The organism is Rhodococcus wratislaviensis, from assembly GCF_041228765.1.
GTDB classification, from domain to species: domain Bacteria; phylum Actinomycetota; class Actinomycetes; order Mycobacteriales; family Mycobacteriaceae; genus Rhodococcus_F; species Rhodococcus_F wratislaviensis.
Window position 1 is genome coordinate 1,142,115 of the sequence record NZ_CP150488.1, and the last position, 23,210, is coordinate 1,165,324.

At 68.6% G+C, this 23,210-nt stretch carries 18 protein-coding genes; 11 read left to right on the forward strand and 7 right to left on the reverse strand.

Annotated elements, in window-relative coordinates:
• The first annotated feature begins 28 nt into the window (after positions 1–28).
• Positions 29–913 carry a hydroxymethylglutaryl-CoA lyase gene (locus WKC72_RS05105; protein WP_370181924.1) on the forward strand — a complete coding sequence of 295 codons (885 nt, stop codon included), beginning with the start codon at positions 29–31 and terminating at the stop codon, positions 911–913.
• Positions 914–929: 16 nt separating this feature from the next.
• On the opposite strand, the gene WKC72_RS05110 is transcribed toward WKC72_RS05105, so the two are convergent.
• Positions 930–1,643: a GntR family transcriptional regulator gene (locus WKC72_RS05110; RefSeq protein ID WP_037230199.1), complete on the reverse strand. Its 714-nt coding sequence runs from the start codon at positions 1,641–1,643 to the stop codon at positions 930–932.
• A gap of 169 nt (positions 1,644–1,812) precedes the next feature.
• On the opposite strand from WKC72_RS05110, the gene WKC72_RS05115 reads away from it, so the two are divergent.
• From WKC72_RS05115 to WKC72_RS05140, 6 genes are read left to right on the forward strand one after another with little or no spacing between them, the layout of a single operon-like run.
• Positions 1,813–3,081, forward strand: coding sequence for an MFS transporter (locus tag WKC72_RS05115; protein WP_370181926.1), 1,269 nt, complete (start codon positions 1,813–1,815; stop codon positions 3,079–3,081).
• Positions 3,074–3,862, forward strand: coding sequence for a putative hydro-lyase (locus WKC72_RS05120; RefSeq protein ID WP_370181927.1), 789 nt, complete (start codon positions 3,074–3,076; stop codon positions 3,860–3,862). The genes WKC72_RS05115 and WKC72_RS05120 overlap by 8 nt, the downstream gene beginning before the upstream one ends.
• Complete coding sequence (locus WKC72_RS05125) at positions 3,852–4,607, forward strand: LamB/YcsF family protein (protein ID WP_370181928.1); 756 nt, start codon at positions 3,852–3,854, stop codon at positions 4,605–4,607. Before WKC72_RS05120 ends, WKC72_RS05125 begins: the two co-directional genes overlap by 11 nt.
• The gene (locus WKC72_RS05130; RefSeq protein WP_370181929.1) at positions 4,604–5,254 is read left to right on the forward strand and encodes an allophanate hydrolase subunit 1; all 651 of its coding nucleotides are present in this window, start codon (positions 4,604–4,606) and stop codon (positions 5,252–5,254) included. Before WKC72_RS05125 ends, WKC72_RS05130 begins: the two co-directional genes overlap by 4 nt.
• Positions 5,251–6,114 carry a biotin-dependent carboxyltransferase family protein gene (locus WKC72_RS05135; protein WP_112299952.1) on the forward strand — a complete coding sequence of 288 codons (864 nt, stop codon included), beginning with the start codon at positions 5,251–5,253 and terminating at the stop codon, positions 6,112–6,114. Before WKC72_RS05130 ends, WKC72_RS05135 begins: the two co-directional genes overlap by 4 nt.
• A 43-nt stretch (positions 6,115–6,157) precedes the next feature.
• A complete protein-coding gene (locus tag WKC72_RS05140) occupies positions 6,158–9,550 on the forward strand; it encodes an NAD-glutamate dehydrogenase domain-containing protein (protein WP_370181931.1) in 3,393 nt (1,130 codons plus the stop codon).
• Positions 9,551–9,618: 68 nt separating this feature from the next.
• Here the strand turns inward: WKC72_RS05140 and WKC72_RS05145 are convergent, their stop codons facing one another.
• Both WKC72_RS05145 and WKC72_RS05150 read right to left on the reverse strand, forming a co-directional pair.
• On the reverse strand, positions 9,619–10,344 hold the full coding sequence (locus tag WKC72_RS05145; RefSeq protein WP_005249317.1) for an amino acid ABC transporter ATP-binding protein: 726 nt from the start codon (positions 10,342–10,344) through the stop codon (positions 9,619–9,621).
• Positions 10,345–10,348: 4 nt separating this feature from the next.
• Positions 10,349–12,160: an ABC transporter substrate-binding protein/permease gene (locus tag WKC72_RS05150; RefSeq protein WP_370181932.1), complete on the reverse strand. Its 1,812-nt coding sequence runs from the start codon at positions 12,158–12,160 to the stop codon at positions 10,349–10,351.
• Positions 12,161–12,295: 135 nt separating this feature from the next.
• Here WKC72_RS05150 and WKC72_RS05155 point away from each other — a divergent pair, with 135 nt between their 5' ends.
• From WKC72_RS05155 to WKC72_RS05165, 3 genes are read left to right on the forward strand one after another with little or no spacing between them, the layout of a single operon-like run.
• On the forward strand, positions 12,296–12,931 hold the full coding sequence (locus tag WKC72_RS05155; RefSeq protein ID WP_370181933.1) for a TetR/AcrR family transcriptional regulator C-terminal domain-containing protein: 636 nt from the start codon (positions 12,296–12,298) through the stop codon (positions 12,929–12,931).
• A 23-nt stretch (positions 12,932–12,954) separates the two neighbouring features.
• Positions 12,955–14,460: a class I adenylate-forming enzyme family protein gene (locus WKC72_RS05160; RefSeq protein ID WP_370181934.1), complete on the forward strand. Its 1,506-nt coding sequence runs from the start codon at positions 12,955–12,957 to the stop codon at positions 14,458–14,460.
• Positions 14,461–14,478: 18 nt separating this feature from the next.
• Positions 14,479–16,170 carry an acyl-CoA dehydrogenase family protein gene (locus WKC72_RS05165; protein ID WP_370181935.1) on the forward strand — a complete coding sequence of 564 codons (1,692 nt, stop codon included), beginning with the start codon at positions 14,479–14,481 and terminating at the stop codon, positions 16,168–16,170.
• A 43-nt stretch (positions 16,171–16,213) separates the two neighbouring features.
• On the opposite strand, the gene WKC72_RS05170 is transcribed toward WKC72_RS05165, so the two are convergent.
• Entirely contained in the window at positions 16,214–17,146 is a 933-nt protein-coding gene (locus WKC72_RS05170; protein WP_370181936.1) for a DMT family transporter, read from the reverse strand.
• Here WKC72_RS05170 and WKC72_RS05175 point away from each other — a divergent pair.
• Positions 17,145–18,566, forward strand: a complete 1,422-nt coding sequence (locus WKC72_RS05175; RefSeq protein WP_370181937.1) for a PLP-dependent aminotransferase family protein — start codon at positions 17,145–17,147, stop codon at positions 18,564–18,566. The two genes, WKC72_RS05170 and WKC72_RS05175, sit on opposite strands and share 2 nt — an antisense overlap.
• Positions 18,567–18,607: 41 nt before the next feature.
• On the opposite strand, the gene WKC72_RS05180 is transcribed toward WKC72_RS05175, so the two are convergent.
• From WKC72_RS05180 to WKC72_RS05190, 3 genes are read right to left on the reverse strand one after another with little or no spacing between them, the layout of a single operon-like run.
• On the reverse strand, positions 18,608–19,921 hold the full coding sequence (locus tag WKC72_RS05180) for a PucR family transcriptional regulator (RefSeq protein ID WP_370181938.1): 1,314 nt from the start codon (positions 19,919–19,921) through the stop codon (positions 18,608–18,610).
• On the reverse strand, positions 19,918–21,351 hold the full coding sequence (locus tag WKC72_RS05185; RefSeq protein WP_370181939.1) for a phytoene desaturase family protein: 1,434 nt from the start codon (positions 21,349–21,351) through the stop codon (positions 19,918–19,920). The genes WKC72_RS05180 and WKC72_RS05185 overlap by 4 nt, the downstream gene beginning before the upstream one ends.
• Positions 21,348–23,168 (reverse strand): DUF3556 domain-containing protein, encoded by a 1,821-nt coding sequence (locus WKC72_RS05190; protein ID WP_370181940.1) that lies wholly within the window; start codon positions 23,166–23,168, stop codon positions 21,348–21,350. The genes WKC72_RS05185 and WKC72_RS05190 overlap by 4 nt, the downstream gene beginning before the upstream one ends.
• Positions 23,169–23,210: the final 42 nt, after the last annotated feature.

The following is a 23,210-nucleotide window of genomic DNA, read 5'->3' on the forward strand; positions in this document are numbered from 1 at the left end:
CCCCCGGCCCTCTCGAGAAGGTTCTCGCATGCCCGTCACCATCACCGACGTCGTCCTGCGCGACGGTCTACAGGACGAGAACGTCCTCGTCGCCACCGACGACAAACTCACCATCGCCGACGCGCTGGTGGCAGCCGGAGTCCGGCAGATCGAAGCCGTGTCCTTCGTCTCGCCCACCCGCGTTCCTCAGATGGCTGACGCCGACGCACTCATCGCCAGGTTGCAGCCTTACCGCGCCACCACACAGGTCAGCGCGTTGGCACTGAACGCCACCGGGGTCCACCGTGCAGTGGCCGCCGGAGTCGCCGTCGTGCACATCGCGGCATCGGCCAGTTCCGCACACAGCCAAGCGAACGCCGGCAAGTCCGCTGCGCAGGCCCTCGAGGACCTGTCCCAGGCGGTGGCCGGCTACCCGGAGCAACGGTTCCTCGGCGGGATATCCACCGCATTCGTCTGCCCGTTCGAGGGAATCGTCTCACCCACACGTCTGGTAGAAGTCGCCGAACAGTTCGCAGCCATGGGGATACGCGCCCTGGGGCTGGCCGACACCCTGGGCACCGCCACCACCGAGCACGTGCTCACCGCGGTCGGCGCCGTGCGCGAAGCACTGCCCGACATCACCATCGGATTGCACCTGCACAACGCCGACGGCCAAGCACTCACCACCGCCCTGCAAGCGGCACGACATCTGGGGATCGCACACTTCGACAGCGCGGTCGGCGGATACGGCGGGTGCCCGTTCGCGCCGGGCGCACACGGCAATCTCGCGACCGAGGAGCTGGTCGCGCATTTTCACAGTCATGATGTGGACACCGGCATCGATCAGGCGCAGGTCACCGCCGCAGCATCGTGGGTCAGGCGTGTCCTCGCAGCCTCACCGCAGCTCTCGCGCTTCGCGCCCGTGCGTGGTTGACGAGTCTCTGGACTCGTCAACCGCTCACGGGGCGGTACGCCCCCAGGATCTGCGCCTCGGCGTCTTCGAGGTAGGTCTTGAGTAGCTGACCTGCGGCTTCGGTGTTGCCGGCCTTCAGCGCGTCGTAGATCTCGTGATTGCGGGTGAGGTACGGGCCGTGGAATCGGTGGGCGTCGTCCATGACGTGGAAGACGAGCCGCGCCTCGTTCCACACGCTGCGCATCAGTTCGTCGATGCGATTGCTGTTGTTGAGGCTGGCGAGGGCGCTGTGGAAGTGGATGTCGGCGGTGCCGACTCCGGTCCAGTCCTCGACGGCGTGCCGTTCGTCGGCCAGGTCGAGGGCTTCGGCGACGCGGGACAGGTCGCCGGTGGCGGGGTCGAAGCCGTTGACACCCGCGCATTCGACGACGCGCCGGCAGATGTACAGCTCGGTGATGTCCTCGGCGGTGGGCACGCGGACGAAGACGCCGCGGTTGAGTTCGTGCGCGACAAGCCGGTCTTCGATGAGGATCTGGAACGCCTCGCGCACGGTGTTGCGGGAGACGTCGAGGGCCGCGCAGATGTCGGGTTCGGAGAGTCGCGCCCCAGGTCGGAACGTTCCGTCGATGATCGCATCCCGCAGAATGCCGGCTACCCGGGTGGTCCTGCTGGTGCGTTCGAGCAGGCCGCGGTGAGCGGCCAGGCGGGAATGCGCATCGCCGCGAAGGGCATTCGAGCTGGTCAAGTCCACTCCTCAGGTTTCGATCTCGACCGCAATCATAGTTGTGAGCTCGGTTCCGCGATGACTTCCATGTTAAACGATCCCCTCAGGGTATTGCAGGATCGTTGAACGATTTGTACCGTGATGGGAGTTACACCGCTTCTTCAGGCAGTTACATCCCTTCTTCAGGCGAGGTGCCATGACCACAGATACACAGACCGAGGTCGCGCAGGCGCGCCCCTTCGACTGGTTCCGCACCCTCGGGCCGAAGGGAAAGAGAGCCTTCATCGGCGCGTTCGGCGGGTACGGACTCGACTCCTACGACTTCCAGGTCCTCCCGCTCGGCCTCGCGGCCATCGCCGCCTACTTCGGCCTCACCACCGGACAGGCTGGTCTGCTGACGACGGTGACGCTGGTCGTGTCCGCGCTCGGCGGTGCCCTCGCCGGCATCCTCGTCGACAAGATCGGCCGGGTCCGCACCCTGCAGGTCACGGTCGCGACGTACACGATCTTCACGGTGCTGTGCGGCTTCGCGCAGAACTTCGAGACGCTGCTCGTCTTCCGCGCCTTCCAGGGCCTCGGCTTCGGCGGCGAGTGGGCGGCGGGTGCGATTCTCGTGGCCGAATACGCCCGGGCCGAGTACCGGGGCCGGGCCGTGGCGTTCGTCCAGAGCGCGTGGGCGGTGGGCTGGGCGCTGGCGGTGATCGTCTACACGGTCGTCTTCCAGCTGTTCGATCCCGACGTCGCGTGGCGCGTGCTGTTCTTCACCGGTGTGCTGCCCGCCTTCCTCATCATCTGGGTTCGCCGGAATCTGAAGGACCCCGAGGTCGTCACGGAGCGCCGCGAGTCCGTGGGCAAGCAGACGGGCTCGTTCGCCGCCATCTTCCGCGGCGGACTGCTCCGCACCACCGTGCTCGCGTCGCTGCTCGCAACCGGTGTGCAGGGCGGCTACTACACGCTGGCGTCCTGGCTGCCCACATTCCTGAAGACCTCGCGCGGACTCGACGTCGTCGGCACCGGCGGCTACCTCGCCATCCTGATCTCGGGTGCGTTCCTCGGTTACGTCAGCGGCGGCATCCTCACCGACAAGCTGGGCCGCAAGCGGACCATGCAGCTGTTCGCGTTCCTGTCGGCGATCTTCATGGTCGGCTACACCCAGGTGCCCGAGGGCGCGAACACATTGATCCTGATCCTGGGCTTCCCCCTCGGCTTCTGCACGTCGGCGATCTTCAGCGGATTCGGATCGTTCCTGTCCGAGCTGTACCCGACGCAGTCCCGCGGCACGGGCCAAGGCTTCACCTACAACTTCGGCCGCGCGGTCGGTGCCGTGTTCCCCGCGGTCGTCGGTTTCCTGGCGGCCACCCAGCTGGGTATCGGCGGCGCGATGATCTTCGGTGCGCTCGGTTACGCCATCGCCGTCTTCGCCCTGTTCTTCCTCCCCGAGACCCGCGGGATCCAACTTGACTGACTCACCGACCGACCTCCGCTCCGCGTTCCGTTCGGGCACTGTCACCCCGACCGCCGGTCTGGCGCCCGGATTCGCGCAGACGAACCTCATCGCCGTTCCGCAGGACTGGGCCTACGACGTTCTGCTGTTCACGCAGCGGAACCCCAAGCCGTGCCCCGTCCTCGACGTCGGCGACGTGGGCTCCCGGGAGACGATGCTCGCCCCCGGCGCCGACATCACCACGGACCTGCCGCTGTACCGCGTGTGGAAGGACGGCGAACTGGCCGACGAGACCGCGGACGTGTCGGCGCTGTGGCGGGACGACCTCGTGGCCTTCCACATCGGGTGCAGCTTCACGTTCGAGCATCCGGTGGCCGCTGCCGGGGTGCCGCTCCGGCACGTCGAGCAGGGCAGCAACGTCCCGATGTTCGTGACCAACCGTGAATGCAGGCCCGCAGGCCGGATGAGCGGACCGATGGTGGTGTCGATGCGGCCCGTTCCCGAACATCAGGTCTCGCTCGCGGCGGCGATCTCCGCGCGGATGCCCGCCGTCCACGGTGGACCCGTGCACATCGGTGATCCCGCGGAACTCGGCATCGCCAATGTCGCGGCCCCCGACTTCGGCGATCCGGTGAACTTCGAGCCCGGGGACGTGCCGAAGTTCTGGGCCTGCGGGGTCACCCCGCAGGCGGCGGTGATGGCGTCCCGGTTGCCGTTCGCGATCACCCATGCGCCCGGGTACATGCTGATCACCGACACCCCGGACAGCGAGTACGTCCTGGAGGTTCCCGATGCGCGTTGATCTGAACTGCGACCTCGGTGAGGGCTTCGGGCAGTGGACCCTGGCGGACGACGACGCCCTCCTCGACATCGTCACCAGCGCGAACATCGCGTGCGGATTTCACGCGGGGGATCCGATGATCATCCGCCGGGCCTGCGAGGGCGCGGCCGAGCGCAACGTCGCGATCGGTGCGCACGTGGGTTTCCGGGATCTGGCCGGATTCGGCCGCCGTGAACTCGCGGTGTCGCTGGCGGATCTGCGCGACGAGACGCTGTATCAGATCGGCGCGCTCGCCGGGTTCGCGCGCGCCGCCGGGTCCCGCGTGTCGTACGTCAAACCGCATGGTGCGCTCTACAATTCCGCTGCGCTCGACTACGAGCGGGCCGAGGCGATCGCGTCGGCCATCGACCGGTTCACCGAACCGCTCGCGCTGATGGGCCCACCCGGCTCGCAGTTGCAGCGTGCCGCCGAAACCCACGGCATCGATTTCGTCGCCGAGGGTTTCGCCGACCGCCGCTACACCGCCGCGGGCACGTTGACTCCGCGCTCGGTGACCGGCGCCGTCATCGACGATCCCGACGTCGCCGCCGCCCAGGCCGTGCGCATGGTGTCCAGCGGAACGGTGGAGTCGATCGACGGCGACGACGTCGCGGTGTCGGTGCACAGCATCTGCGTGCACGGCGATTCGGCCGGATCCGTCCACACCGCCCGCCAGGTCCGGCACGCCCTGGAGAGTGCCGACGTCACGCTCGGATCCTTCACATGACCACCGCGAGCACCGGCACCCGGATCCTTCCGGCGGGCACCCGGGCCCTCCTCGTCGAACTGGAGTCGGAACCCCTCGTCGTGTCGCTGACCGAACGCCTCCGCCGCACCCCGCTTCCGGGTGTGGAGGACGTGCTTCCCGCGGCGCGGACGGTGCTCGTCACCACGACACCGCGCACCGATCTCGACGAGGTGCGCCGTGCGCTGCGGACGATGACCGACGGACTCGAGGTGCACGAGGACAGCCGCGCATCCGAATCCGAGCCGGTCACGATCCCGGTCCGCTACGACGGCGCCGATCTCGCCGACGTCGCCGACCATCTGCGGATGAGTCGCGAGGACGTGATCGCGGCCCACACCGCCGCCACCTGGCGTTGTGTATTCATCGGATTCGCACCGGGTTTCGCCTACCTGAGTTGCGGCGACGACCGGCTGACCGTGCCGCGACGGGCCCAGTCCCGCACCGTGGTGCCCGCCGGGTCCGTGGCCCTCGCCGGCGGTTACGGCGCGGTGTATCCGCGGTCCTCACCCGGTGGATGGCAGATCATCGGAACCACGGACTCCCCGATGTGGAACCTCGACGCGAACCCTCCGGCGCTGCTGCAGCCGGGGCGCCGCGTCCGATTCGTCGACGAGGAAACACTGTGAGTGAACTCGAAGTACTCGAAACGGGTCCGCTCAGCCTGATCCAGGATCTCGGCCGCCCCGGCTACCTCAGTTCGGGTGTGGGCGTGTCCGGCGCCGCCGACCGCGGGTCCGCGAAGCTGGCCAACCGGCTGGTCGGAAACGACGAGAACCGCGCGTGCATCGAGGTGTTGATGGGCGGCCTCGCCCTCCGCGCGCGGGAGGTGACCATCGTCGCCGTCACCGGTGCACCCGCCACGGCGCTGCTCGACGGAATCCCGATGGGCCACGCGAGCGTCATCGTGATGCAGCCGGGACAGACGCTGCGCCTGCAGTACGCGCAGGTCGGCCTGCGCAGCTACGTCGGCGTCCGAGGGGGCGTCGCGGTGCCGGACGTGCTCGGCTCCCGCAGCACCGACACCCTCTCCGGAATCGGACCGGAAGCGTTGAAACCCAACGACATTCTACCCGTCGGCACCGCGCCGATAAGCTTCCCGAACGTCGACGTCGCTCCCGTTCCCCCGATGGACGCGGGAACGCTGCCGGTCCGCGTCGTCGGCGGCCCCCGCGACGACTGGTTCACCAACCCCGACGCGCTGACCGCGGGGGTGTGGGCCGTCTCCCCGGACACCGATCGCATCGGGGCGCGCCTCAACCGGCACGGCGACGCGCCCGCGCTGGTGCGGACGTCCGAGGCCGAGCTCCCGACCGAAGGTGTCGCGCTCGGCTCCATCCAGGTTCCGCCGAGCGGGCAGCCCGTCGTCTTCCTGGCGGACCATCCCATCTCGGGCGGCTATCCCGTCATCGGCGTCGTCGTGGACGAGGACATCGACCGGATCGCCCAGGCTCGACCAGGCCAACTGATTCGCTTCACCACTGCGTGATCGGCTTCGCACCGATCCCACTACAGGAGATCACCCCATCGTCATGAACAGCATCGGCACGGAACTCGACACACCCTGGTCCCACGAGCTGTGGCGCAGCACGCTGCTCGCGGAACCGCACCGTCAGGGCACCGCGGTCGCGCGCCACTACGCGTCCGCGCTGCCGATCAGCTACGCCACCGAAACCGATCCGGCACAGGCGATCCGCGACGTCGCCGAGGTGGAGCGTCTCGACGTCGACAGTGTGGCGCTGACGTTCACCACCACCGAGGCGTCCGCGCCGTACGAGAACCTCAAGATCTACGCGGTCGGGAAACCCGCACCGCTCAACGAGGTTCTGCCGATCCTGTCCAGCCTGGGAGTCAACGCGCTCGACGAACGGCCGGCCGCGCTGACCCGCCCCGACGGGCACCGCGCCTGGATCTACGACCTCACCGTCGATCTGGTCGCCGTGACGGACGGTCACGGTGTGACCCGCGACAGCCGGATCGCGGACGCGTTCCGGGCGGCGTGGACGGGTGAGACCGAGGTCGACGGGTTCAACGCGCTCGTCCTGCACGCCGGGCTCGGCTGGCGTCAGGTGACCGTCCTCCGCGCATACGCCGCCTACCTGCGCCAGGCCGGGCTCCCGTACAGCCGCAGCAACGTCGAACGAGTCCTGCTGAGCAACAGTGCAATCACGCAACTCCTCGTCGAGTTCCACGCTCTTCGGCTCGACCCGGGCATCGAACGCGACGCCGCCGCGGAGGACGCACTCGAGGGCCGCATCGTGGACGCGGTCGACGCCGTCGCGGGAATCGACGCCGACCGGATCCTGCGGGCACTGCTGTCCCTGATCCGCGCCACCACCCGCACGACGTACTACGCCGGCGACCGTCGGCCCGCGCGAGCTCTCGCGTTCAAGTTCGACTCCGCATCGATCGACGAATTGCCGCTGCCCCGGCCGAAATACGAGGCCTACGTGTACTCGCCGCGGGTGGAGGGCGTGCACCTGCGATTCGACGACGTCGCCCGCGGCGGCATCCGGTGGTCGGATCGTCGCGACGACTTCCGCACCGAGATCCTCGGACTCGTCAAGGCGCAGGCGGTCAAGAACGCCGTCATCGTCCCGGCGGGAGCGAAGGGCGGCTTCGTCGTCAAGAACCCGCCCGTGCCGACCGGTGACGCCGCCGCCGACCGGGAGGCGACGGCGTCGGCGGGCATCTCCTGCTACCGCGAGTTCATCTCGAGCCTCCTCGATATGACGGACAACCTCGACATCACCACCCGGCAGGTGATCGCGCCGGAGGGCATCGTCCGCCGCGACGGCGACGACACCTACCTCGTGGTCGCCGCTGACAAAGGGACGGCGGCATTCTCGGATGTCGCCAACGCGATCGCGTTGGAGCGCGGGTACTGGCTCGGCGACGGATTCGCGTCCGGCGGTTCCGTCGGATACGACCACAAGGCGATGGGTATCACCGCCCGCGGCGCGTGGGAAAGCGTCATGCAGCACTTCCGCGAGATGGGCGTCGACACCCGCACCGACGACTTCACCGTCGTCGGCATCGGCGACATGAGCGGTGACGTCTTCGGAAACGGGATGCTGCTCAGCCCCCACATCCGCCTGACCGCGGCGTTCGACCACCGGCACGTCTTCATCGACCCCGATCCCGACCCGCGGCGGTCGTGGGACGAGCGGGCACGGCTCTTCGCGGTCGGCAGGTCGAGTTGGAAGGACTACGACACGGCGGTCCTCAGCGACGGTGCCATGATCGTCGACCGGTCGGCGAAGTCGGTCCGGCTGACACCGCAGGCCCGGCGCGTTCTCGGGATCGAGGACGATCGCGTCCTCACCACCGTCGAACTCGTGCGTGCCGTCCTCGGTGCGTCCGCGGACCTGCTCTGGAACGGCGGAGTCGGCACGTACGTCAAGGCGACGACGGAGAGCCATGCAGACGTCGGCGACAAGTCGAACGACGCGGTCCGGCTCGATGCGCCTGCGCTACGCGCCCGGGTGGTCGGCGAAGGCGGCAACCTCGGGCTGACCCAACTCGGGCGAATCGAGTACGCGCGCAACGGTGGTCGCGTCAACACCGACGCGCTCGACAACTCGGCCGGCGTCGACTGCTCGGACCACGAGGTCAACATCAAGATCGCGCTGGCGGGCGCCACCGCCGACAACACCCTCACCGCGCAGGACCGGCGAGAGCTGCTGTCCGACATGACCGACGACGTCAGCAGGCTCGTCCTCGCCGACAACCGCAGCCAGAACGAGATGATGAGCCTGAACCGGGCGCAGGCGGGCACACTCGTCAGCTTCCACTCCCGCATGGTCGACGACCTGGAACGGCGCGGGCACGTGGACCGCGCGATCGACGTGCTCCCGACGTCCGCCCAGTTCGGGGCACTCGAACGTGAGCAGAAGGGGCTGACGAGCCCGGAGCTGGCGCAGCTCACCGCGCAGGTCAAGCGTTTCATCAAGAGCGAGGTGTCGGGCACCAGCCTCCCCGACAACGGGGTGTACGCCGGCCGGCTGCACAACTACTTCCCGCCGCGGCTCGGCCGGGAGTTCGCGCACACGGTCGCCGCGCACCCGCTGCGCCGGGAGATCGTCACGACGTCGGTCGTCAACGACATGGTCGACCGCGCGGGGATGACGTACGCGTTCCGGCTGCGGGAGGAAACGGGCGCCGACTCCGCGGAGGCGGTGAACGCCTTCACCGCGGTCACCGAGATCTTCGACCTCGGAGCGACTTTCGAGCGGATCCGGGCGACAGCCGACACGACGCCGACGGCGGGCACGAACGCACTGACGGTGCAGACCCAGCGACTGATCGACCGCGCGTCGCGGTGGCTGACCACCCATCGGCCGCAACCGTTGCCGCTGGAGGCCACCATCGCCCGCTACCGGCCGGTCGTCCGCGACCTCGGGCCACGCGTGCGGGAATGGTTGCGGGGCGACGAGATCACGGCGGTGGAGCGGCGCACCGAGGCCCTCACGTCGCGCGGGGCGGACGCCGGCCTCGCCGCGGACGTCGCGGACCTGCTGCACACGTACTGCCTCCTCGACATCGTGGACATCGCGGAGATCTCGCAGCACCGGCCCGAGGACGTCGCCGAACTGTACTTCGCGCTGTCCGCGCACCTGCACATCAACACCGCACTGACCGCCGTGACGGCGCTCCCCCGGCTGGACCGGTGGCACGCACTCGCACGGCTCGCCCTGCGCGACGACCTGTACAGCTCGCTGCGCGCCATCACCCTCGACGCGCTGTCCGTCAGCGAACCCGGCGAGGACGCGGCCGACAAGGTCGACCAGTGGGAACAGCACAACGCCGCCCGGCTCGCCCGTGCGCGTGCACTGCTGACGGAGATCGAGTCGGAGGTCGCCACCGAGCCCACCCTGGCGCTGATCTCCGTGGCGGCCAGGCGGATCCGGGCGATGACGCGGTAGGCGCTTCGCGCCCGTGCGTGGTCAAGGAGTCTCTGGACTCGTCAACCGCGCACGGGCCGCGGAGCGGCCTACAGCACCTGGGACAGGAACTGCTGCAGCCGTTCGGTTTCGGGCTTGTCGAACAACTGGTCCGGCTTCCCGGTCTCGACGACGGCGCCGTGGTCCATGAACAGCACCGTGTCGGACACCTCGCGGGCGAAGCCCATCTCGTGGGTGACGACGACCATCGTCATGCCGCCCTTGGCGAGGTCGGCCATCAGCGCGAGGACGCCCTTCACCAGTTCGGGGTCGAGCGCCGAGGTGGCCTCGTCGAAGAACATCACCTCGGGTTTCATCGCGAGGGCGCGGGCGATCGCGACGCGCTGCTGCTGCCCGCCCGACAGGTTGCCGGGCCGGGAGTCGGCCTTGTTGGCGAGTCCGACGAGTTCGAGTTGCTCGAGGGCCAGCGACCGCGCCTCGTCCTTGGACATCCCCTTGAGCTTGCGGGGCCCGAGGGCGATGTTGTCGACGACCGTCTTGTGCGGGAACAGGTTGAAGTGCTGGAACACCATGCCGATGCGCTGCCGCAGCTTGTCCGGGTTGTCCTTCAGCACCGACTTTCCGTCGAGGAGGACGTCGCCCTGATCGGGTTCGTGCAGCCGGTTGAGGACCCGCAGCAGCGTGGACTTTCCGGAGCCGGACGGTCCGATCACGGTGACGGTGTCGCCGGCGTCGACGTGGAGGTCGACACCGCGGAGCACCTTGTTGGTGCCGAACGCGAGATGCAGGTCGGTGCCAGTGAGAGAGACGGCCATCGCCTTATCCCCTTTCCACGACGATGGACTGTTCCACCGGGTCGAGCGTGCCGGACGTGTCGGCGCGGCCGGTGCGCAGACGGTTGTCGATGTAGTTGACGAGGTGCGTCAGCGGAATCGTCATCGCCAGGTAGAACAGGCCGGCGGCGACGAGCGGCGACAGGTTGCCGGTCTGGGCGTTGAGGTCGCGGCCGACGGCGAACAGTTCCCGCTGGCTGACGAGCAGGCCGAGGAAGTAGATCAGCGACGAGTCCTTGATCAGGGAGATGAACTGGTTCATCAGCGCGGGCAGCACCCGTCGCACACCCTGCGGGACGACGACCAGCGTCATCGACTTCCGGTAGCTGAAGCCGAGCGCCCGGGACGCCTCGAGCTGTCCGGGTTCGACGCTCTGGATGCCGGACCGGAAGATCTCGCCGATATAGGCGGACGCGAGCAGTGACAGTGCGGCCGCACCGAGCCAGTAGGGGTTGTTGCCGGTGAGTCCCTTGACGATGGGGCCGGCGCCGAGGCCGACGATGAGGATGATGACGACGGCGGGCAGGCCGCGGAACACGTCCGTGTAGACGCGGGCGGGCCAGCGGAGCCAGCGGGTGCGGGAGATCCCGGCCATCGCGAGCAGCATGCCGAGGACGGTGCCGACGATGCCCGACGCCAGCGCCAGGATCAGCGTGTTCGGCAGACCGGTCTTGAGCAGATCGGGGAACGCCCGCGTGTAGAGGTCCCAGTCGAAGAACGTGTCCTTCAGCTGCTGGAGTGTCGACTTGGGTTCCGCGACCGGGGTTTCGGTCGTGTCCTGCGCGTTCTGGGCGGCGAGCGCGGCGAAGTCGGGCAGGTCGGGCGCCGGTGCCGCCTTGCTGCCGGGTTTCCAGCCCTCGGGCAGTTCGCGGGGCACCCAGTCGGAGTACAGCTGGGCCCAGGTGCCGTCGGCGATGACGGCGTCGAGCCCGGAGTTGAGGGCGTCGATGAGCGGCTGGTTCTCCTTGTTGACGGCCCAGCCCACGAAGTTGTTGACGCTGAAGGTGTTCTCGACGATCGACGTGGGATCGCCCGGCGCGATGGCACCCTCGGCCTGCTGCGACGGCGCCACCCAGGCGTCGATCTGCCCGGACTTCAGGTTCGCGTAGGCGGTGGCGTAGTCGGGGAACTTCACCGGGTTCAGCTTCAGCGTGTTCACGACGTAGTCGTCCTGGACGGTGCCCTGGACGACGCCGATGCGGGTCGTCGCGGTGAGGTCGTCGAAGCCTTGGATCGGACCGCCGTTGGGAACGACGAGGGAGAAGTAGCCGAAGTCGTAGCCGTTGGTGAAGCCGACGGTGTTGCGGCGCTCGTCCGTCGTCGTGATGGACGAGGATCCGACGTCGAAGCGGCGGCCGGCCACCTGGGCGAGCAGGCCGGCGAACTCGGTGCCGACGAAGTCGACGCGCAGGCCCAGCTTGTCGGCGACGGCCTTCAGTAGTTCGTTGTCGTAGCCGGTGAACTGGTTATCCGAGTTCACGCAGATGCTCGGCGGCGCGTCGGACAGCGTGCCGACGGTGAGCACGCCGGGGGTGATGAGGTTCAGTTTCGACGCGTCGATCTGGTCGATCGGGGTGGTCGACGGCGTCGTGTAGCGGTCTTCGGCCGCGGCGCCTGCGGCGGCCAGGTTGGTCGGGGCCGCGGTGGCCGCGCCGACGCCGGGTGGCGAACACAGATCCTGCGGTGCCGCCCCGGACGTCTCCCCGTCACTCGAACACGACGACAGGGTCAACGCCAGCAGGACGGTGAGCAGTAGCGCCACCACCACGCGGATCTTCGCTCCGACGGAAGAAAACATGGTGAGCAGCGTAACCCTGGAAGTCGGGATTTCCGGGGTCGGAGGACGTCCGGGGCGACGCCCGTCACTCCCCTTGTTTGCCATACAAACAAAGTCAAGTTATTGTTTGCCTTACAAACAACTAGGAGTGCAGTCATGGTGCCGCAGACGGGACGAGCAGCGCGAGCCACCCGGGAGTCCGGTCGTCAGACCCGCGACGCCCTGCTCGCCGCCGCCACGGAACTCTTTCTCGAGCACGGCGCGGGTGTCCCGATCACGCAGATCTGCGCCGCCGCCGGGGCCCACCCCAACCAGGTCACCTACTACTACGGTTCCAAGGAGCGACTCTTCGTCGAGGTCGCGTGCGGTGCCGTGCTGCGCGCCGGCAAGCGGGCCGAGGACGACGCGGCCACCGCGGAGACCGTCGGCGACTACACGGAGAAACTCGTCGGCTCCCTGCTCGGGCCCGGCGCGCCCAGCGTCGAACTCTTCACGTCGGCGATGCTGATGACGGGACGCCGCAGCGAACTGCGCGACCTCATCACCGACACCCTCCGCACACTGCACTCCTCGGGCGAGGACGCGCTGATCCGCACCCTGATGCGCACCGGCTGGCAACTACGCGCCGGCATCGACGTGGAATCGAAGGCGTTCTGGTCGGCGATCTTCGGCCTGGTGATCCAGAAGACCGCCACCGGCGAGAGCTTCGGCTACTCGCTGGAGGAGGCCGTCGCCGTCATCTTCGCGAATCTGCAGATCCCCGAGACCGTCCGCAACACCTCCATCGACTGAACCCCTCTTCTCCAAGGAGCGCGATGAACATCGTTCGCGTATTCGACAGCAACGTCCGGAAGGCGCCCGACAAGGCGTTTCTCCATTTCCAGGGTCGCGACCATACGTATGGTTCCGTGCAGGACGGTAGCCGCCGCGCCGCCGCCCTGCTGCGACAACTGGGTGTCGGGCGCGGCGACCGCGTCGCCCTCATGTGTTTCAACACCCCCGGTTTCGTCTACGCGATGCTCGGGGCCTGGCGCCTCGGCGCGGTGGTGGTGCCGGTCAACCACAAGATGCAGGCACCCGAGGTCGACTACGTCCTGCGGCACGCGCAGGTGAAGGTCTGCGTCTTCGACGGCGAACTCGCACCCGTCATCGAGCGACTCGAGACGCCGGTGCAGCTGCTGTCCACCGACACCGCCGTGGAGGGCCGCACCTGCTTCGACGACGCGATCGCGGACCTGGACGGCATCGACGGCATCGAGCCGGACGAGAACGACCCCGCGGAAATCCTCTACACCTCCGGCACCACCGGCGCGCCCAAGGGTTGCGTGCACAGCCACCGCAACGTCGTGCTCGTGGCGACCACGGCGGCCCTCGGCCTGTCGATCACCCGCGACGAGCGACTGCTGATGGCCGTCCCGATCTGGCACGCGTCGCCGCTCAACAACTGGCTGATGGCGACGCTCTACATGGGCGGCACCGTCGTCCTCGTCCGCGAGTACCACCCCGTCCACTTCCTGGAAGCGGTACAGCAGCAACGCATCACGCTGTGCTTCGGACCGCCGGTCATCTACACCACGGCACTGAATGCGGTACCGGACTTCGCCGACTACGACCTGTCCAGCGTCCGGGCCTGGCTCTACGGCGGCGGGCCGATCGGAGCCGACGTGGCGCGCCGGCTCGTCGAGTCGTACCGGACCACCCGCTTCTACCAGGTGTACGGGATGACGGAGACGGGTCCCGTCGGGGCCGTCCTCTATCCGGAGGAACAGCTCGCGAAGGCCGGCTCGATCGGCCGGGCGGCGCTCGCCGGCGTCGACATGCGCCTGGCCGGCCCCGACGGCGTCGACGTGCCCGCCGGGGAGATCGGCGAGATCTGGCTGCGCACCGAGACCGTGATGCAGGGTTACCTCGACGATCCCGCCGCCACCGCGGCCGTGTTCGCCGACGGAGGCTGGTACCGCACAGGCGATCTCGCACGCCAGGACGACGACGGCTACCTCTTCATCGTCGACCGGGCGAAAGACATGATCATCACCGGCGGCGAGAACGTCTATTCCAAGGAAGTGGAGGACGCCATCTCCGGCCATCCCGACGTCGTGGACGTCGCGGTGGTGGGCCGGCCGCACCCCGAGTGGGGCGAGACGGTCGTCGCGCACGTCGTGTGGCGCGAACCGGACGTCGTGGGTGCCGACGACATCCGCGACTACCTGTCGGACAAGCTGGCGCGCTACAAGATTCCCCGCGACTACGTGTTCGCCACCGTGTTGCCCCGCACCCCCACCGGCAAGATCCAGAAGCACCTGATCCGCTCCGCGAGCTGACTCACGAAAGACAGTGTCATGACTACTTTTTCCGAAACGAACGTCACCCATCCCGCACCCCACCGGACGCACACCGTGCTCAACCAGTCGGTGCCCCGCGCCGACGTCAACGAGTTCACCCTCGACACGGTGCTGGCCGAGGGCGTGCGCCGCCACGACGCCGGCTGGGCCACCGGCGAACTCACCGATATCGGCGCACTCGTCGGCAGCGCCACGTTCCAGCACGACGCCGAACTGGCCAACACGATCATCCCCGAACTGAAGACGTTCGACCGCTGGGGCAACCGGATCGACGAGGTCGAATACCACCCGGCCTACCACCGGATCATCTCCGCCGCCGTCGCGCACGGGGCGCACACGTCGGCGTGGGCCGACCCGAAGCCGGGCGCGAACGTCGCGCGCGCAGCGGCATTCATGATGTTCGCGCAGATCGAACCCGGACACTCCTGCCCGATCTCGATGACCAACGCCGTCATCCCCTCCCTCGACCTGCAACCCGACGTCGCCGCGATCTGGAAGCCGCGCGCGCTGTCCCGCAGCTACACTCCCGAACTCGATGCACCCGGCAAGGCGTCCGCGATCTTCGGGATGTCCATGACGGAGAAGCAGGGCGGCTCGGACGTGCGGGCCAACACCACCGTCGCGACACCCGCCGGACGCGGCGGTCCCGGCGCCGACTACCTGCTCACCGGGCACAAGTGGTTCTGCTCCGCGCCGATGTCCGACGCGTTCCTCGTGCTCGCACAGGCGGAAGGTGCGGGCGGCGAGGGTCTCTCGTGCTTCCTGCTGCCGCGCATCCTCCCGGACGGCACTCGCAACGTCTTCCGCATCCAGCGGCTGAAGAACAAGCTGGGCAACAAGTCCAACGCGTCGTCCGAGATCGAACTCGACGGCACCGTCGGCGTCATGGTCGGCGAACCGGGACGCGGCGTCCGCACCATCATCGAAATGGTCGCGCGCACCCGCCTCGACTGCGTGCTCGGCAGCACGTCGGGCATGCGGCAGTCCGTCGCCGAGGCGGTGTGGCACGCCCGGCACCGCTCGGCGTTCGGGAAGGTCCTGGCCGATCAGCCGGCCATGACGTCGGTGCTGGCCGACCTGGCGCTGGAGTCGGAGGCGGCCACCGTCACCGCGCTGCGCCTCGCCCGGGCACACGACGAGGACGCGAACGAGCAGGAACGCAGCTTCCGCCGATTGGCGACCGCGGTCGCGAAGTACTGGATCTGCAAGCGCGGCCCGCACCACGCCTACGAGGCGCTGGAATGCCTGGGCGGCAACGGGTACACCGAGGACTTCCCGCTCGCCCGCCGCTACCGGGAGCAGCCCGTCATGGCCGTGTGGGAGGGGTCGGGCAACGTCATCGCCCTCGACGTCCTGCGCGCGATGACCCGCGAACCCGACAGCGTCGCCGCGTTCGACGCCGAGGTGAACCTGGCCCGCGGCAGCAACGCGCTGCTGGACAACCACCTCGACCGGGTCCGTCGTCAACTCGGCGAACTCGCCGGACTCGACGCTGCGTCCGCCCAGTTGCGTGCCCGCACCGTCGTCGAATCGATGGCCCTCGCGCTTCAGGCGTCGCTGCTGACCCGGTTCTCGCCCGCCGCCGTCGCCGATGCATTCATCGACGCCCGCCTCGGCCCCGACCGGACCCACGAATACGGCACTCTCTCCCCGTCCGCCGACCTGCAGGCGATCCTCAGCCGGGCGTAGGCGGCTCCGCCGCCCGTGCGCGGTTGACGAGTCTCTGGACTCCTCAACCGCGCACGGGTGCGGAGCGCCCTCGGGCTCGGACCGCGGTCCCTGCACAGACGACGACGGCTACTCCGCCGAGGACGGTGGCCCAGGTGAGCTGTTCACGCAGCAGCAGGGCCGCCCAGCAAATGGTGAACACGGGTTGGACCAGTTGGACCTGGCTGACCTGCGCCATCGGCCCGATCGCGAGCCCGCGATACCAGGCGAAGAAGCCGAGGAACATGCTCACCACGCCCAGGTACGCGAACGCCGCCCACTCGATCGGTGAGGCGGTCGGCGGCTGCCGGACCGCCGAGATGACGGTCAGGGCGATCATCAGCGGCGCGGAGAGCACCAGGGCCCAGGACACCGTCTGCCATGCGCCGAGCTCGCGGGCGAGGAGGCCGCCCTCGGCGTATCCGACGGCGGCGGCCACGACGGCTCCGAACAGCAGCAGGTCCGACCAGTGCAACTGACCAACCCCGCCGCCCTGCATGGATGCGAACAGGACGGACGCCAGGGCACCCACCCCCGCCATGATCCAGAACGACAGCGGTGGACGCTCTTTGCCCCGGAGGACAGCCGTGACTGCTGTCGCCGCCGGCAGCAGCGCGATGACGACGGCACCGTGGCTGGCGGACGCAGTCGTCAGGGCGAAGGACGTGAGAAGCGGGAAGCCGAAGACTATTCCCGCCGCCACCACGGCGAGTCGCATCCACTGCGCACGCTGCGGCAGGCGCTGCCGGGTCAGCGTCAGGGCCGCCGCTGCGAGCACCGCCGCGATCACGGCCCGGCCCGAGCCGATGAACAGCGGCGACAATCCGCCCACCGCCACCCGAGTGAACGGCACCGTGAACGAGAACGCCGCCACCCCGAGCAGGCCCCACCGGAGACCGGCACGAGAATGCGATAACACTGGTGCGTGAATTTGAGTAGCGCTACTATCTACCGTCATGGTCAACGATAGCAGTGCGCGCATCGTCGCCGCACTGGGCAAGTGGATCGCCCAGGCGCCACCCGGGGCGCGGCTCCCGTCGACCCGCTCACTGGTCGCCGAATACGCGGCAAGTCCGGTCACCGTGCAGAAGGCCCTGCGCACCCTCACCGCGCAGGGACTGATCGAGAGCAGGCCCGGCGTCGGGACGTTCGTTCGCGCCGTTCGGACGGCGCGGCCGCTCGACTACGGATGGCAGACCGCGGCTCTGCGATCCCCGCCGAGCCGCCTGCCTTCGCTGTCGACTCCGATGCGCCGAGCACCCAACGATGCGATCGCGTTGCACGCGGGCTATCCGGATCGGGAACTCCTACCGGAGCGCCTGGTCCGGTCGGCGCTGACCCGAGCAGCCCGCAGCGACGCCGCGCTGTCGCCCTCTCCCGCAGCGGGTCTGCCGGAACTGCAATCGTGGTTCGCCCACGAGCTCGGCGGCTCGACACCGGTCGGCGTCACTCTGCCCACAGCGAGCGACGTCATCGTATTGCCCGGAAGTCAGAGCGGGCTCAGCTCCGTCTTCCGGGCCCTGGTCCCCTTCGGGCAACCGTTGCTGACGGAGTCGCCCACGTACTGGGGCGCGATCCTGGCCGCGGCCCAGGCCGGAGTGCGCGTCGTCCCCGTCCCCAGCGGACCTGACGGCCCCGACCCGGACGAGCTGGCCCGCGCCTTCGAGGAGACCGGCGCCCGTGTGTTCTACGCGCAACCGAACTACGCCAACCCCACCGGCGTACAATGGTCGAACACGTTGGCCGAAAACATATTAGAGGTAGTACGGGCGAACGGGGCCTTCCTCGTCGAAGACGACTGGGCCCACGATTTCGGAATCGACACCAACTCCAACCCCGTCGCCGCGCACGACGACGCCGGCCATGTGGTCTACCTTCGCTCGCTGACCAAGAGCGTGTCGCCGTCCATACGCGTCGCCGCCGTCATCGCCCGCGGTCCGGCCCGGGAACGCATACTCGCCGACCGCGGAGCCTCCTCGATGTACGTCAGCGGACTCCTCCAGGCCGCGGCACTGGACGTCGTCACCCAGCCCGGGTGGCAGACCCACCTGCGCAATCTCCGGCAACAACTCCGAGCACGCCGCGACCTGCTCGTCACCAGCCTGCGCGAGCACGTCCCCCGCGCCCACCTCACCAGCGTGCCCAAAGGCGGATTGAACCTGTGGGTACGTCTGCCCGACGAAACCAACCTCGGACAACTCGTCCGCGACTGCGAAGCGGCAGGAGTGCTCATCGCCCCCGGCGCCGAGTGGTTCCCCGCCGAACCCGCCGGGCCATTCATCCGACTCAACTACTCCGGCACCAACCCCGGCGCCTTCCCCGAAGGCCTACGCGTGATCGGCGACAAACTCGCGGCTCCGCCGCCCGTGCGTGGTTAAGGAGTCCAGAGACTCGTCAACCACGCACAGGCGCGAAGCGCCTACTTCAGCACCGTCGGACCCAGGAACTCGCACACCTGCAGGGCGAGAGCGAGATCCAGCTTGCTGTGCGTGCCGGTGGCGGGGTCGCCGAGTGCCTTGGTGATGCGGTATTTGACGGTGTTGCGGTGCAGGTTCATCTGCTGGGCGGTGTGGAGGTGGCTTTCGCCGGTCGCGAAGTAGGTGCTGAGCGTGGTCCGCAGTGTCGCGGCCTGGTCGGTGTTCTCCGCGAGTGGGCCGAGTACCTCCCACACCCAGGCACGGGTGGAGTCCAGGTTCTCGGCGAGGAGCGAGACGACGGCTACACCGCGGTCGCCGAAGCCGACGATCGGCCGGGCCGGGGTGTTGGGCACGGTGGCGACCGAGTAGGCGGCGCGGGCCTGCTCGTGCGATCGCCGGAAGCCCGCGACCCCGGTCGCGGGCAGTCCGATCGCGGTCCGGATTCCCGGGTTCGCGGGCAGGGCCGCGGCGAGTTCGGTGGTGTCGAGGACGGGTTTCCGGCGACCGAAAGGGAGCCAGGCCCACAGTGTTCGGCGGTCGATGGCGGTGACGATGGGTGCGGAGTCGGTGGCGAGGTGGCGGGCAAGGTCCCGCACGTAGTGGTCGAGGGTGTTGAGGCTCGCCTCGGTGTCGGGACCGGTGGACCACAGGATCATCGCGACGTGCGTCTGCTCGAGCCGGTAGTGCGTCTCGGCCTCGAATGCGGACCCGTCGTTGCCCGTTCCGGTGAGGAGGGTGTGGATGGTCGACGAGTGGACGTTGCCGCGGGCACCCAGCCATCGCCGTCGTTCCTGCTCGTAGGCGTCGAACACGTACAGCGTGATCCAGTCGATGTAGCTGTACACGACCTCCGAAATGTGTTTGAGCACAGCGAGGGTCAGCGGTCCGGACAATTGGAGGGAGCTGACCTCGTCGTAGCAGATCTTGATCAGGTCGTCCTGGCCCATGTGGTACGCGCGGACCAGCGAGTTCGACGACACGTCGCGTTGCGCCAGCCGCAGCGCGTACTCCACGGCGGCCGTGGTGGGCTGCAGGTGATCGACGGGAATGTCGTTGGCGAGGACGTGCACGATCGTCGAGACGTTGCCGTTCACGCTGGCCTCGAGCAGTTCGACGAGTTGCGGGTCTTCGTCGAGTTGGTCGATCTCGTGCGCGAGCAGCGCGCTCATCGTGCGGGTGATCTCCGCCTGCCGCGCATCGAGTTTCCGGGCGATGCCTGCGACGATGTCGAGGACCTCGGCCTCCGCCATCGCGGGCACCCGCGCCATGCGACGCCTGGCACCGGCGCCGCGGTCGCCGGGTGCGGGACTGCTCACAGCACGTCCCCTCCGCCCTTTCGCAGAAAGCGCAGGGCGGATTGCGCCGCGTTGTACCCACACATGCCGTGTGCGCCGGCGCCGGGCGGCGTCGATGCCGAGCACAGGTACGTGCCGGGGATCCCGGTGCTGTACGGGTCGAGGGCGATGCGCGGCCGCAGCACCACCTGAGTCTCGGTGTTGGCGCCGCCGATGATGTCACCGCCGATGTAATTGGGATTCGACGCGGCCAGGCGCGCCGGTCCGCTGCTGACCGTGGCGACGATGCGGTCCCGGAACCCGGGCGCGAATCGTTCGATCTGCGCGGTGATCGCCTCCGTCGCGTCTCCCGTGTAGCCGTGCGGGACATGGGCGTACGCGTACAGCGGATGCAGATCGCCGTTCGATCGTCCGGGGTCGGCGAGGTACTGCTGGCCGACGAGGACGAACGGCCGCTGCGGCATCCGTCCGGATGCGACGTCGCGTTCGGCGGCCGCGATCTCGGCGAAAGTGCCACCCAGGTGGACGGTCCCGGCGCGTCCGCATTCGGGATCGGCCCAGGGCACCCCGCCCTCGATCGCGAAGTCGACCTTGAACGCGGCGGGCGCGTGCTTGAACCGCCGGTACGCGCGGGCCACCCGGTCGGGCAGGCGAGCGCCCAGGATGCCGAGCGCGGCGGACGGCGCGACGTCCAGCAGGACGACGTCGGCGGTCGGGAGTTCGTTCCACTCGCGGACGTGGACACCGGTCGTGATCTTGCCACCCCGGTCGGTGAGCATGGCCGCCAGTGCACCGGTGATCGACTGCGATCCGCCCTCGGCGACCGGCCACCCGTATCGGTGACCGGCGGCGATGATCATCATGCCGACCGCGGAGGTGGCGGGCCGGTCGAGCCGGTAGTACGCGTGCGCGGCGGCACCGCCGAACAGTGCGCGGGCCTTGTCGGTGCGCCACCAGCGGGCCGTGACGGCGGCAGGCAGGAGGGCTCGGGGCCCGAAGCTCGCGAGCTTCAGCGGGTGCCGGGGCACGTTCGCGATCGGACGCATCAGGTCGGCGGCGAGGTCGTCGAAGCCGTCGGCGAGTCCGCCGAACATGCGCTGCCAGCGCCCGCCGTCCTCGCCGAGTCCGGCGGCGGTGGCCGCGACCGACCGGTGCAGCAACCCCGCCTCACCGGAGTCGAGGGGGTGCGCGCAGTCGATCTCCGGCCACTTCCACGTCAAGCCGTACCGGCCGAGGTCGAGGGTCTGCAGGTACGGCGATCCGGCGCCCATCGGGTGGAACGCCGAGCACTCGTCGTGCAGCAGGCCGGGGACGGTGAGTTCGCCGGAGCGGGTGCCGCCGCCGATGGTGTCGGCGGCCTCGAGGACCTGGACGTCGACGCCGTGCCGGGCGAGGTGGACCGCGGCAGCGAGCCCGTTGGGCCCGCTGCCGACGACGACTGCCGTGGTCACGGCCGCACCACCAGATCAGTCTCCTGCATCTTCGCCTCCCGCGTTCGCACGTTCGAGCCGTCACGTTCCAGTGTCCACTGCACGTCGAACGGAATGGGACCGTTCGGCAGCCACGGCTGCTCGTCGATCGCGTCGGACACCTTGTACGTTCCCCGCTCGATGACACCGAGAGCCGCGTCGATCACCTTGTACTGCTGAGTGCCCTTGTGGATGGGCTGCGATTCGATCCAGGCGACGACGAACTCGCCGGGCGCGAAGTTGCAGCGCCGCTGGAGTGCGGCGATCAGGAACTCGTTGTGCAGATGGCCGTCACCGAAGTTGAAGGCCACCAGCGAGTTGCAGCTGAACTCGGCCTCGCGCAGCGAGTAGGTGTCGATGTCGTCGCCGAGGTGGCGCATCATCAGCGAGAACAACGCCCGCCCCTGGCTGTGCATCGACCGCCAGCCGAGCAACTGGTGCATCACCACGTCCGCGACCTCGGGCGGGTAGGTGGCCAGCAGCTGGGTGCGCGTGTTCTTGGTGGGACGGATGATGTGCTCGTCGAGCTTCTCCTCGGCGCCCGGTGCGAAGGCCCAGGTGGCGGACGCCCAGTTGCCGGCGTACTGACGCATCGACGGCAGGAACGAGACGAGGTCGGGGCGCAGGTTGCCGAGGATCGGGAAGAACACCAGGGCGGCGACGATCACCGCGGTCAGCCACACCGAGGACATGTCGGCGACGCCGTACCCGTCCCAGGCGGGGAATCCGAGGAACAGGAAGATCGACGCGTAGGCGAACAGCAGGTTCCACTCGAGCGGCACCGCCAGCGGGAACGTGGACAGGATGAACAGGTGGAACGCCACCATCAACGCAACCGCGAGCAGGGTCAGCGTGCGATTGGTGGAGAACAGCAGCACCAGCGGGGTCACCACTTCCACGACCGTCCCGAGTACGTGGGCGACACCACCGGCGACGATCGACGGCCGCAGGTCCTCGGGGAAGTTGCGGTAGTGGGCGCGCTTGATCTTCTTGAACGGCATCCACGGGGTGTTGGACAGCATCGGCGGCACCACCATCGAGAAGTGGTGGCCGAGCTTGGAGACGCCCGCCCCGACCCACACCGAGACGATCAGCAGCTTCAGCGCGATGATCATGTCGACGAACGGCAGAACCCCGAAGAAGACGATCGCGGGCAGGTACTGCTCGCTGCGGGCCGCGATGAAGATGACCTTGTCGCGCAGACCGATCAGCACCAGCAGCGCGATGAGGGGAAACAGCACGGCGGGGCGGACGAGTCCGGAGTTGTCGGTGATGGCCGCGTCGATCGACGACGTGTGTACTCCCGGAAGTATCAGCGCCACAATGATGTTGAGCAGTAACGCCGCGTAGATCAGGACGTCGCCGACGGTGCGGGTGTCGCCCGAGGTGAACGGCACCTTCCCTGGCCACGGTGGGAGCCTGATGGTCCCGGGGCGCAGCCAGTACAGGATGCCGCCGGTCATCGGCTTGAAGTGACCGGCGAGCGGACCCCACGAACCGGCGAGACCCACCGATTCGAGCAGGACTGTCCACAGGATCAGCTTCTGGTAGACGATCGGCTGGTTCCACCAGGCGCCGACGTCGAGGACGTTCAGGCCGGACGTGAACGTCGCGAGCGACAGCCCGATACCGAGGTAGAGGACGAGCAGTTTCAGAATGTAGATGGTGTGCACCATCTTCGGGGTTCCGAAGCCGTAGTCGACCCAATGGGTCGACATGGCGCGCAGGCGGTCGCGGAACGGAAGGTCGAGGAAGGTGGCGGGGTCGACTTCGGGGAAGTTCCCGGTCTTGAATCCCATGGGAGGCTCCTGAGGGTAGGGGGCATCGCCTCGGGTGCGTCC